Genomic DNA, 14,320 nt, shown 5'->3' with positions numbered 1-14,320 from the left:
AAATTCAATTAATCAAAAATATATTAAAATATTTATAGAATAATAATTTTATAGATGTGAAAAGGTGTAAAAATGGATGATAATAATGTATATGTTTTTTCTTATGATGCATTACAAAACGAAGAATTTTATGCAAAATTACTTGGTGAAAATGTAGAACATCATAAAGCAAGATTAAATGGTTTTGCAAAATATACAGATATAACAAAATTTAATTTATTAAAAAAAGAGCAATCATCATATGTTGATGGTGTTGTTTTTAAAGTAACTAAAGATCAACTTTTTGCTATAGATCGTTGAGTTATTTTTCCTCAATATGGAAGATTTTTAGCTAATGTTTTACTTTTAGATAATAATGAAATTTTAGAAAATGTATTTGTTTATTCTCGTCTTGAAATTTCTAAACCCGAAAAAGTAGATGAAAATATTATTCAATTCAACCCAAATGCGGATGAAAAGAATATAAATGCCTTTATTGAACTTGAAAACTATAAAAAGAACAATCCTTTATACGATTTCATTTTTGTTTATAAAATAGACAAAGAACAAAGCGAAGCAATTGAAGAATTAACACATCCATTTTTTGCACTAAGTTTTACATTGAAAAAAGATGAGAATGTAAAAATAATTTTGCCAGTTATTATAACAACTTTAAAAAACGGTGATGATTATTTTGCATTTTCAATTATTTTTGGACATAAAGAATTCATGAATGCGATTGCATTTTATGATTTATTTTATGATAGACTTCCTGATGAAAAATATAATTATGAATATACATCGTTATTTATGAACATTGAATTACCATTTTTGAAAAATAAACCTAATTACATTTTAAGCTTAATTGAAGATAAAAACGTAACAAAATCAGAATATGGTGTTTTTGAAAGAGCGATTGAATATCCAATAAAATGATTTGATATAAATCCATGGGAAAGATTCAATTTATTGCTTTCTTTATTCTTTGATATTAGAAAGAAAAAACTTATTAATGATTAATCGTGAAGATATAAAAAATGTTAAAGATTTACCGGGAGTTTACATTTGAAAAGGTAAAAATGGCGAAATACTTTATGTAGGAAAAGCAAAAAAATTGCATTCAAGAATGATGCAATATTTTAATTTTAATAATAGTAATTCATATAAGACAGGAAAATTAAGGGATAAAATATTTTCATTTGAGACTATTATTTGTAATTCTGAACGTGAAGCATTTATTTTAGAACGTAAACTTATTGATAAATATAGACCTTTTTATAATGTTTTATTTCCAACAAACCTATCATTTCCTTACATAAAAATCAAACTCCTTACAAACAATTTAGAAATTAAAATTAGTAATCATTATAAAAAACAAAAAAATACAATATATTTTGGTCCCTTGCCTAACAATAAAAACTTTAATCCATTAGTTAAATATTTGACACATATTTTGCTTTCCAATGAAGGTTTATTTGTGGTTAATAATGATTATAAATATTGAAAAAATAAATATGATGAGGCGGTTAATATAATTAATCATCCTTTTAAATTTTTGCTTAATTTAAGAGAAAAAATAAAAAAAGCAAATGATAATTTAGATTTTGAATTGGCTAAATTATATGCTGATGTCATTGATGTATTTTCATTTAATCATGACGAACAAAATGTTTTTATAAAATCTAATAAAAAGATTGATGTAATTGGCACAGCAATTTATAATAATATTCTTTTTATAACTGTTTTGTTTTATAGAGATGGAATGTGAATTAATCAGCATAATTTTGCTTATGAAATAAATTCATCTGTAAGCGATTTACTAGAAGAATTTATAAATACTTATTATAGAATAAATGAAATACCTGAAACTGTTTTAATTTCTGACGATTTTAAAAATATAAATATAGAAAATATATTTTTCTCTCTTCCGAAAACTAAACTATATATTAATATGTTGAATTTTGCAAATCAAAATGCTAAGAATAGCATTGAAGATAAATTTGCTAAGTTCAGTAAAAATAATTCTAATATTGATATTCAAGAACAACTCTCTAATATATTAAAAGTTAATTGCAATAACATTGTAATTTTTGATAATTCATTCCAAATTAATACCAATATTGTTTGTGGAGCTGCTTGTGTATATCAACATGGAGAAATAAATACAAAAATGTCTCGTCATTTTTTTCATCAAGTTAATTATTCTAGAAATGCTGATGTTGAATATATGTTTTTAACCATTAGCAAATATTTAAAATTATTTAATAATTATCCCAATATTTTAATTGTCGATGGTTCTATACAACAAGTTAATGAAGCAAAAAAGGCTACTAAATTATTTAATTTAGATATACCTATTTTTGGATTAGTTAAAAATGAAAATCATCAAACTAATTATTTAATATCATCAGAAGGAGAAGAAATAAATGTTAATAACAAAGATGTTTTTAATTTTTTAGTTAAAATGCAATTCGAAGTAGATAGATATGCAAAAAAATTCTACAACCATAAAGAAATAGAATCATCATTAGAAAATGATTTATTAAAAATTAAGGGAATAGGTTCCAAAACGCTTGAGATACTCAAAAAAAATTTTAAAACTTTTGAAAATATTAATAATGCATCTTTAGATGAATTAAAAAAAGTTGTAGGGTTACCATTAGCTAAAAAAATATTAGCGAATAGATTTTAATTTATCGATTTCAGTGTCACTGAATATTTCTGATAATCAATCAAAATCTTTTGACGTAAAAATTTTTTCTATAAAAAATTTATTGGCATCAAAAGTTGTAAAAACTTTTTGAGTTAATAGTTTTATTAAGTTATTAAATGCATTATCTTTTTTTGATAATATAGAAATTGCTTCATTGATTATTCTTCTAGTTTTTTCAATATTTACTTTGTTAATGTCAATTAAATTATGCATATCTTTAAAACTGGACTTGAATTTAGTTTTTATATTAATTATTTTTTCCGCTAAATGTGTTCTAAATTCTTCCATATTTTCATTTGTTAATAAATCAAATATTAATTGTTCCATTAATGGTTTGATTTTTGTTAAAATGGATTTATCTAATTTTAATAATTCATTTAAAGATTCTATTGAATTATAATCAATACTACTATCATTTGAAGACACGATATTTTTTATTAATTCATATATTAAATTATGTAAATTTTTATTTTTGAATAATGCATTAAAGAACTTTTTAGCATCGTTTCTTTTTTCAAATGAATTATTGTTTTCATCGTAAACATATTCAAAATATAAATCAATAAAATTATCAAGTGTTGAGTTATCTGACAACTTATCAAAAATTGATTTTAAGAATTGATGTCATAATTCAATATTGTCTTTATATAAAGAACTTTTTCGAAAAGGATTAATTAAATTTTTTCATAATATTTTTTTATTAAATAATGTTAAAAATAATCTATCAAAAAAGATTCCTTTTTCAATGTATGTTCCTCCAGGTCTTCCATCATTATCATAATCTTCATGAATAAAAAATCTATGAAGCTCATCAATTAATTTTTCAAAAAATTTTGTTTCTTTAAAAAATTCTTTAATGACATCTTTGTTAGGTTTGTTATTAGTTTTACCAGAAATTATTTTTTTAAACACATTTATATCAACAAAATTATTTATGATTGAATCAGCATTAGCTTTTTCAACATTATTAAATATACCATCTAGTATTCAGTTAAGCATTTCACCGACGATTCTTTTTCCGATGTTATGTTCACCATATAAAGGTTTATTTAATGAATCTTTTTCAACATTCTTAAATATTTCATCATTTTCTAGATCATAAAGATAATCGATATATTTTTTATTTTTAAATGCTCTTCTTAATATTTCATTTGTACTTAGTAAAGTATCAATTATTCTTTCTGATTCATCTTTATTTACAAAATCATTATTTCAATATAAGTCTAGTTTCTTATATTTATCAAAACTTTTATATCCAGTTGTCAATTTGATAAAAGCATCCATTGCCATTTTTTTATATCCTAACATTGTTGGATGAATATCTGTAATCACTTGAGTTAATTTTGATTGATTTTCAGTTCAATATTTTTTATCATAGGAATTTAAAAAAGAAACGTTATTTGCAATTGCTGACGCTTTTATTATTTGATTGTTTAAAATATCAATAATTGAATTTGATAATCCTTTCAAACCAAGAACTAATGAGTCTATAACTCTAGTTAGTCTATTTAAAGGCATTGGATAAGTATTAAGCGCTATATTAGTGTTGGGATTTATCTTTTTAATATTTTGAATAACAGTTGTATATCTATTGTTTATTTCATCAACAGCTTCTTTTAGAACAGATATTATTTTGATTAAAGCAGCATTTCTCTTTTTAGAATCCTGTATGTCACTTAATATAGTGTTATATTTAGGTTTACTAAAAATAGTGCCCAATACTTCAAAAATATCATTTGCTCCATAAGAAAGAGTCATTAAATTTGATTTTTTAATTGCTTTAATTATGTCTTGTCTATATTTTTCTTTTTCTTCTTCAGTGGTGCCGAAGTTTTTTTGTGATTTTAGTTCAATATCATGAAGCGGGTTGTGTTTTCAATTGAATAAATTGATAATATCACTAAGTCTAGCTCCAGATAAACTTATATTTTTATATGAGCCAAATCTTTCTTTGTCAAATTCATACAACAATTTAGCAAGGTAAGTAGGAAATGAAGCGCCTGAAAATTTTTTAGTTACTTCATCAAAAGAACCAGGATAATCTTTATCGAGCATCCCAGTAAATCCAGCCGAAATTGAATCACCCATTGCAAAATAATGAATTTTTTCATTGATGTTGATTATGTTTTTTGCTATTTTGTAATCATTATCATTATTTAGATTGCTTTTATAATCCTTGATTTTATCAATTTTATTGGCTTTATCGTTTTTTATCCCTAAATAAATAGAGCTTCCTACAGTTGAGCAAATAGCTAAATTAGCTAGTACTATTGAGGTTGATATTAAAATTTTTTTCTTTTTTACACTCATATTTTCTCTTTTTCTAATATATTGCTATATTCATCATTAATTTTATGCTATTTTGGTATAATGTGTCAATTATTATATTAATAATAATATAAATATATCATAAAACACTAATTTAAATTTAGGAGAAAATAAATGAAGTTAAAAAATAAGCTTTCTATATTATTAACAATTTCACCAATCATGGTATCACCTTTATTCTTAGCAGCTTCATGTAAAGAAAAAGATAAAAATAATCCTCAACTCAAAGAATTTAAAGATAAATTAGAAAAGTTACAAAATAATTTTGATGATTTTATTGGATATGTTGAAAATTCTAGTGTTACAAATGCAAAAGCAATATCTAGTTCAAATGAAGTAAAATCAATTAAAAATAAAATCGCGAATAAATTAAATAAGTTATCAAAAGTTGATAATGCATTTTTAACTGAAATTCAAAATGCTTCAAATGCAGTTATTAAAAAGTTTAAAGACGCTTTATTAACTGACTTGTTTAATTTAAATATTAATTTTAACAATTCAAAATTTTGAGCTACATTTAAAGAAATAACTGAAGGTAATTTAGATAGTAATACTCAAGAAAAAATTAATTCATATTATTCAACAATTAAAAATCTAAATTATAATGAACTATCTGATGTTAAATTTGATAATTCAAGTGAAGATAAAGAAATTCTTGAAAATATTGAAGAAAAATTATCTGCTTGAAATCAATTAAAAGACCTTGTTTCAGAAATCGGAAATAAAAAAATAAAAGAAAAATTATCAACTGAATTGAATAATGGTTTTGCTGCACAAATTTTGAATAATAATAACGATAAAATGCTAAAAGCATTTAAAAATGAATATAATAAAATTAAAGAATTATCAGACAATATTGCAAGCAACCAACTTGTGACTCAAAAATTCTTGTTTGAAACTTTTAAAAAAAGACTAAAAAATTTATATGAATTATCTAACATAGATATAATTAATCTTGACAAAACGGTTAAAGAAAGGTTCGATTCTTTAATTGAAGTATTTAAAAATCAATTTGATGTATTTGACACTAATACAAAAGCTACATTTACAAAAATGATAACTGAATTTAAGAGCAAAATTTCAGCAACAACATCTACTGAAGATTTAGATAAATTCTTAGAAAGATATTTAACTTTATTAGAAAAAGAAACTTATAAATGAATGCTTGAATCATTAGATGATATTTTTCTTAATGAAAATACTGAATATGGAAAAATATTCAAAGAATTAAATGAAAATATCAATAAGTCTAATAATCCTTGACTTAAATCATATTTTGATAATACAGTTAAAAATTTAAAATCATTACAAAATAAGAAAGATGAAGTTAAATGATATGATGCTATGGATGAAGTGGCAAAATTAACTAGTTTGATCGAAAATGTTGAAGTTTCTAAAAAAACTGAAGACTTAAGAAAAATATTAGGCATTTTTGAAAAAAACAAAGTTTATGATTTTGAATTAGATCCAGAAATTGCTAATTTAAAATTAAATATTAAAGAAACATATGAAGAAGCTAAAAAAATATATGAATCACCATTTTCATCAAAAGCTGATATTGAAAAAATTAATAAAAAATTAAATGACATTTTGTTGAATGAAACAATCAAGGACGAATTAAAAAAAGCAAGTTTTAAACAATTATTACAAAAAGCAAAAACTAAATTATTAGAAAAAGTTGATTCAGCTTTTGATACATTTGAAGCAGAATTGAAAGGTAAATCTAACAATCCTGAAAAAATATCAGAGGCTTTAAAAACTTTAATTCAGGCTCAAAAATCTTTATATGAAAAATTGCTAGAAGCTTTTGAAGAACCATTTATTAAAATTAGATTAAGTGAAAAAGATTATCCAAAAGTGATTGAAACACTTGAAGCTTTATCATTGTTAATTAATGACATTACTATTGAAGTTTTGCAAGCGGCAATCCAAAATAAAGATAGTATTAAAGATGGAATTAAGTTTTTAAATGAAATTCTAACTAAAGAATTTATTAAAAAAATGCTTAAAAAGATGACTGATTTTATTGCAAACAAAGGTGATATTTTACTAAGTGTTATCGAAACAATTTTTACTCGTTTGAGAGAAGTTAAAGAACTTAAAGGAGTATCAATTCTAGAAGGTGTAATTAAAGAGTCGATCGATTTTTATCAAAAATATGTTCGAAAAACATTAATACCTAATATAGCGAATTTAAATATTGAATCTTTAACATTAGATGATTTAGCTAAACTTGAACAAGAATTAGCACCATTAGTTTTAGAGTTTCAAAATATGTGAAGCGAACATTGACGCGACTTAGAACAAAAATTCCCAGGTAAAGGTGATGAATTAGATAAAATTGGTAGAGAATGAAATGCTTTAAGTGGGGAAATGTTTTCAACAATGAAATCAATTTTTGGTCAAGCGGTTCCTCTTGCTACAGCTCATATGAAATTTTTTAATGAAATAATTAAATACTTAAATTAAAAAGATAAAAGGAAAAAGATATGGAAAAATCAAAGAAAAGAAAAATTCTATTAGGAACATTAATTCCGACTTCTATCGTATTAAGTGCTTCAATAACGGTTGGTGCCTTATTAACATCCCCTAAAATTTCAACATTATTATTGTTAAAAGAATGTAATGGATATTATCAAAAGTATAGAAAAATATTGGAAACCAGAAAAGATGATTTAAGCAAACTAGAAAATCAATATAAATCTGTTGATGTTGAGGTTAAGAAAATTGATAAAGAATTAACTAAACTTCAAGATAATTTAGATAAAGAAAATGATGCAAATAAAAAAGCAATGATCCAAAAAAATATTGATAAAACTAAAAAACAATTATCTGAAAAAAGAAAACACTATAATGGATTAAAAAAAGAATATCAAGATATGTTACCTAAATTTATATCTTTAGCTAATAATCTACAAAGAATTTTTAAACCAATGGAGACTTTATACAATAATATTGAACAACTTAAAAAAGATAAAAATATGACTAATGCATTATGAAAAAAATCAAAATTATCTTTAGAAAAAGTCAAACAAGATTATGAATCTTGAATATTAAGCGAATATAAAAATATTTAATAATTAGGAGAGATATGAAACAAAACAAAAAATCAAGCAAAGTTTTATTTGGATTAATTTCAAGTTCTATTTTTGCAATTCCATTTACAGCTATTAGTTGTCGCTGCGAAAAAGAAAAACATCCAGATAATAATATTACTCTAGAAAAAGATCACCAAATTGGCAAGGAGCTAAATAAACTTAAAGCAAAATTATCTCCGAAAATTAATAAAGCTAATACTAGTGCTTCTAGCATAGAAAAAAAAGATATTAGTTTTTATAATTATGATCAAACTAAATATGAAATTAATTCAGTTTCATTAGATAAATCCCAATCTGATTTGGGTATTTTAAAATTAAAAGTTTCTTTAAAATCGAAAAAAAATCCTAAAATTATTTCACGGGAAAGAACTATTACAATAGAAGGGTTTAAAAAGAAAACAAACCCTGAACCTAACGACCCTAATAAAATTTATAATACAAAATCTAATAATTTCATTGATAAAAATTCGAAAATTAAATATTTATCAATTGGAGATTCAATATCTGCTGGTTTTACTGGACTTTTAGACCAAGATTATCACGGAAGTCTTAAAAATGGAAAAGTTAATGGTATGTCTTTTGCTGCATACTTAGCATCATTATTAAATAATGAAAAAGGTCGCCTAGAAGAATTTGATAATTTTGCAGCATCTAATGCTACAGCGCTAGAATGACTTGATTTATTGGGCGTTAATTATGAGTCTACTAATTCGTTATTCAAAAACTCAGATAGTTTATATAAAACAACTTTTAATCGTTTTGGTAATTTAGATGAATTTAAGAAACTTCTAATTAAGAAAATTAAAGAAGCAAACTTAATGACAATGACAATTGGAGCTAATGATTTTTTACGAATGATAAGTTCATTACTTCAAGCATCTAATTTTAATAAATTAATAAATGAACTTATGTTAAAAGGTTCTCTTGATCAAAATACATTAATAAAATTTGCATTAGATTTTATTAATGTTGCTCAAGAAGAAATTAAAGCTAGAGTATTAAAATTAATTGAGAGAATTAAAGAAATAAACCCTAATGTTAATTTGTCATTAGTTTCATATCCAACACCTATTCTTAGATTTGTTTCTTCAATTATTGAATTTTTATCAGATAACATAAAACAACAATTTAAAAACTTTAACATTCCAGAACTATTGATTGATCAATTGAATAATGCAATTAAAGATGCAGTTTCACAAGCAAATATCAAAAAATTAAATGTTGGATATTTAGATACATTTGATGCAGAATTTTGAAACAAAAATCAACAAAAACTTGCTTCAATGGTGTTTGATATCCATCCAACAATTTATGGTTATAAAAAAATGGCTTGAGATGCTTATCTTAAATTAACTAACGGAGAAATTGATAGACGTAATTTATCTCGTTTTGGATGATCTAATCATTACATAAATAAAAATGCAAATACTCATTTTCATACTGTTGAATTAAGAGATGACCCCACCGAAGTTTATAAAAAATTATTTGGAAACGAAAAAGATGAAGCATTAAAAAACCTATTATCAGAAGATGAACTTTATAAGTCAATTAAATCACAAATTAGTAATGCAAATTTTGCAAAACGACTTACAAATTTTCCGACAGATATGTTAAATGAAATAGCAATATCAATGTTTATTAAATATTTAGGTTCATCTTTAATTAGGGAATTTGATCCAAACGAAACATTATTAAATTTCTTTAAATCATCAAACTATGCTTCAGTTAAAGCGTTAGTTAAGTGATTTAAATCGTCAAAATGATTTAAAGAACAATTAACCAAAGCTCAAAAATTAGCTGATGAAAAAGACTGAGACAACGATGGGCTTGCTGGTGTTGCTTTTTTAAAGAAAGAATATATACTTGAGATTTTTAGGGAAACATTTTTTAAACCTGAAAGTTTATTATCTTTAACTAAAGAAATATTAGATAGTGATTTTTCTAAAGAATATAAAGAGGGTTTTTCAAAAGCAATTGAATTATTTTTACAATCAGCTCTAAAAAATAATAAATTAGAAAAATCTATTGATCTTATTGCTTCAAAAACTTATAATAAAGTCTCTGAATATTTATCGCTTGAAGATTATCGTAAATTACTTTCAAAAATAGTTAAATCGGATAATTTACCTAAATTTTTTGGAACTTCTTTAAAATCAATATTATCATCATCTGAAAATCCTAACTTTAATTCTGCATCTACTTTTAATGAATTAATTAAGTTTTTCTTTTCATCATCAAAAACTAACAAAGAATTAAGTAATTCAATTAATAATTTATTTAATGAATTATTAAATGATGATGAAATTAAGGAAATATTAGTAAAATTAATTAGAAAATATTTAGATAAAGATTATAGCTTTATTTTTAAAGACATAAAAGATCAAAACGCAATCATTAAAAAATTTTTAAATATATTAGTTCAAGAAAATAATGAATTTAAATTAATTGAATTACTTTCAAATGAAACGATAAACGAAATTGCAAAAAATGGTCTTAATTTAAATTTTGCAACCATTTTAAATAATTCAATCAAAAAATTTAGTCAATCATTCTTAAATGATTATGATCAAAATATAACTAAATTTATTAAAGCATTTGCTAAAAATGCCACTTTTGATTGAGATGATATAAAAACATTATTTAAAAACATATTTACATTTATTAAAACCAAAGAAAATGTCATTTCAAACTTACTTTGAGAAAACATTAAATCATCTCTTTCTGATTATATTGATGAATCAGATTTTAAACAACTTTTTAACTACGCCTTAAATGATGACGATCTATCTTCACTATTAATTGATTCATTAATTAATGTTTTAAGCAGCTTATCGAATAGTGATATTGATAGCATAACTAACATTGGTGATATTCTTAAACAAATCTTTAAAGAAGATTCATTTTTATATAATGAGTTTCCTAAAAAAATAAAAGACTTTGCTAATAAGTTTTTACACAAAGATGAAGTAAAACAAATCTTAGTTAAAATAATTAAAAAATATTTAAATAAACATTATCCAAATATTTCACAATCATTAGATGATGCGAAAATTAAATTTATCCTTGATGCTGCAATTGGTGGAATATTTAAATTGGATAATAAAATAAACGGTATTATTCCTTCACAACAATGAATCATGAGATATGTTTCAGAAAAAGGAACAAACTTTAAATTAAATGAATTTATTGCAGCATTTTTAAACCAAATAAAAGTTAAATTTGTCGAGAGAATTAATAACAATGAAGTTGAATTGTTTAAATTTTTCAATCAATATCCTGCATTTAAATCACATAAACAAGACATTAAAAAATTATTTATGTCTCTATATGAAAATGAAAAAATACAAGAATTACTTTTAAAAGAAGTAAAAGACAAATTATTAACTTTTTTAAAAACTTCATTAAAAGATATTTATACTGATGAAGAATATAAATATTTAGTTGAAAAAATATTTGAAAAGAAAAACTTTGAAATGATCTTTGACTATTTATACAAAATAGCATTTGACAAACAATATGATTTTTCAAATATTAATTCATTAGATAAATTGCTTGAATTAATCTTTTTAGATAATGAAAATAAACCTTCATTATTAGTTGAAAAAATATTTAAAAACATAACTTCTGATGAAAAAATTAAAGAATTAATTTTTAGATTAGCTAATAAATATAAACTCTTAGAAAACCTAACTGATGAAGAAAAAACTAAACTACTTGATTTTATACCTGAGCTAGTTAAAACGTTAGATGATAGTGAGCAAATTTTACTTTCGCTATTTAAAGCTTTATTACCTGCAATATTAAAATTTGATTTATCAAAAATAACTGAGGCATTATCAAAATGAACAAACGATTTAAAAGATAAATATCTTGGTGTTGATTCAAAAGAAAATGTTCTTAAATTAATTAAAGCTATTTCAAAATCACAAGCATTTACGAATAATAAAGCTTTAATCATTAAATTATTAAAAAATGTTTATGCTTTCATAGTAGAAAAATACAAATTTGAAAATATTATTTGGGATAAATTACCTCAAAATATTAAAGAAAAAGTTACGGAAGCAACATTTAAGTCAGCTATATTTAATATCTTAAATAATGATAAAGCTATCAATTTTATTATTGATTTAGTTTATAAATTCATGGAAGATATTGATGAATATGAATCAAAAGATTCAGTTCAAGAAATTATAAAATCATTTATTAATAAAGAAAAAGATTACATAAAAGAACAAATAAAAGAAATTTTAAACTCTATTGTTGCTGATCCTACTATTCAATCAGTTCTAACTGAACTTCTAAAAAATTATGCAAAACAATATGGCTTAGATATTAATGCTTCGCATGATCAATTATTAAATTCATTTATTAGAAATTCATTTAAATCAATTGATTCATTAGGATTGTATAATCAAACATTTGATACGCTTATCTCTTCAATTGATGAACCTCAAAATATACTTAATAATTTAATCAATATGTTTAAATCATTTAATTTTACTGACATTAAATTTTTAGTTAAAATTTTAAATTTAGATGTTTTAAAAGAAAATGTTGATAAAATAAATGCTTTATTTGATCATTTGTACACTCAATTAATTAATAATGATTTAAAACTAAATGAAATTGATTTAAACAAATATATTGAACAATTCCTTACAAAATTGCCTATTAAAGATATAGATATAAATCTAATTAGATCTATCATTAAAAATGTAGACAGTAAAGATTTAATTAAAGAAATAATTAAACTTGTTTTAAATAATGCCGATAAATTTGTTGGCTCTGAAAGATGAATAGATTTAATTCATCGTACATTTAATCAAGATGTTAAACCATTAAAAGATGCATGAATTAAACTGATAAAATCAATTATTTTTGAAAGAGACGCCTTATTTGCAAAGCAAATTGATACAATATTAACCAATATTTGAAAGAAAAACCCTGAATTATATAACCCTTCAGTTATTGCTAAAAATAAAGATACAATTTGAAAAGCAATTGATTCATTTTTAAGAGCGGCAATTAATCAAGGAACATTGTTTGAAACTATTATGGATAACATAATAGAAGGATTAAAAAATATTCCTACAAATACTGATGATCAATTTAAAGAATTGAAAAATACAATTATAAAGGGTGCTATTAAATTTATAACCGATTCTAATGATAATGAAAAAATAACTTTATCTGGAATATTAAATCAAGGCACAAAAATAAGAGAAATATTTAGAAACATTGATCCTGATGCATTTATTAATGCAATTAATTATATTTTTGAAATGAATATATTTAATTTAGATGGAGGATTGTATTCATTATTATTTAGTGGTGTTTTAAAAGAAGAAGCTAAAAAACATTTAGACAAAATAGATAAATTTAAATCAAGAGCTTTAATGACAAGTTTAAGAAATACCGAACTTAAACAACCTAAGCGTCAAGAGCCTTCTAAGTATGAAAAAACAAAAGATTTAAATATTACTTTTAAAAAATTTAGTGGTGCTGATCTTGGTTCATTATTACCACAATTACTTAGCATACCTCTTTTAGAATCAGTGTTTATACCTGCAGTAAGAAGATATTTAAATGATGTAACTTCTAAAAAATATGAAGATATAAAAGAAGTGAAAAAATTAAATAGTTATAAAGCAATAAATAGAATTTATACTTCAATCATGATGATGGCATATTCTAAATTAAAGGAAAATAATGCTTTACAATATTTCTGAGATTTTAGGTTTTTTCTTGTTCAAGCAAACGTTAGAACTTTTGTTTCTAAGTCAATAGATGATGTTATTAAACATTATTTAGATGAAAATCTAAAAAATAAATTAAAAAATTTATATGGAAATAAAAAATCTGCAAAGCAAATAGGAATTGAATATTATTCTGGTTGAACATCATCTGGTTATCAATATTGATCTTCATTCTTTTCTGGATATGCTAATGGAAATGATTCTCATTCAAATGCATATAAAAACTTTACAGACTGAAGTGATGATTCAATTCTTTCGTTTATATATAACTATGAAAAATTTGATAATAAATATCACAACCTTCCAAATATAGTTTTAATTGCTAAATTATTAAAATATGGTTATTTATATAAAGATATGGATAAAGAATAGATAAATAAATCTTTCTTAAAATAATATGGAGTTAATATTTTTTGGCTTCATATTTTTTATTTTATTTAAAAATT

6 protein-coding genes are annotated in these 14,320 nt (G+C 22.6%); 5 read left to right on the top strand and 1 reads right to left on the bottom strand.

Features of this window, described 5'->3' with window-relative positions; genetic code table 4:
- The first annotated feature begins 72 nt into the window (after positions 1-72).
- On the top strand, positions 73-999 hold the full coding sequence (locus tag LQ356_RS03210; protein WP_405311479.1) for a gamma-glutamylcyclotransferase: 927 nt from the start codon (positions 73-75) through the stop codon (positions 997-999).
- Positions 992-2,671: a GIY-YIG nuclease family protein gene (locus LQ356_RS03205; protein ID WP_405311477.1), complete on the top strand. Its 1,680-nt coding sequence runs from the start codon at positions 992-994 to the stop codon at positions 2,669-2,671. Before LQ356_RS03210 ends, LQ356_RS03205 begins: the two co-directional genes overlap by 8 nt.
- Here the strand turns inward: LQ356_RS03205 and LQ356_RS03200 are convergent.
- The gene (locus LQ356_RS03200) at positions 2,654-5,002 is read right to left on the bottom strand and encodes an SGNH/GDSL hydrolase family protein (protein WP_405311476.1); all 2,349 of its coding nucleotides are present in this window, start codon (positions 5,000-5,002) and stop codon (positions 2,654-2,656) included. The two genes, LQ356_RS03205 and LQ356_RS03200, sit on opposite strands and share 18 nt — an antisense overlap.
- A 132-nt stretch (positions 5,003-5,134) precedes the next feature.
- Here LQ356_RS03200 and LQ356_RS03195 point away from each other — a divergent pair, with 132 nt between their 5' ends.
- Genes LQ356_RS03195 through LQ356_RS03185 form a run of 3 tightly spaced genes read left to right on the top strand, consistent with a single transcriptional unit; the run spans position 5,135 to position 14,246 of the window.
- Entirely contained in the window at positions 5,135-7,489 is a 2,355-nt protein-coding gene (locus LQ356_RS03195; RefSeq protein ID WP_405311475.1) for a hypothetical protein, read from the top strand.
- 20 nt (positions 7,490-7,509) lie between these two features.
- Complete coding sequence (locus LQ356_RS03190; RefSeq protein WP_405311473.1) at positions 7,510-8,097, top strand: hypothetical protein; 588 nt, start codon at positions 7,510-7,512, stop codon at positions 8,095-8,097.
- A 14-nt stretch (positions 8,098-8,111) separates the two neighbouring features.
- On the top strand, positions 8,112-14,246 hold the full coding sequence (locus tag LQ356_RS03185; protein ID WP_405311471.1) for an SGNH/GDSL hydrolase family protein: 6,135 nt from the start codon (positions 8,112-8,114) through the stop codon (positions 14,244-14,246).
- Positions 14,247-14,320 lie beyond the last annotated feature (74 nt).

This window comes from Metamycoplasma faucium, assembly GCF_045160055.1.
Taxonomy (GTDB): domain Bacteria; phylum Bacillota_I; class Bacilli_A; order Mycoplasmatales; family Metamycoplasmataceae; genus Metamycoplasma; species Metamycoplasma faucium.
This window is presented reverse-complemented; position numbering and strand designations above follow the sequence as displayed.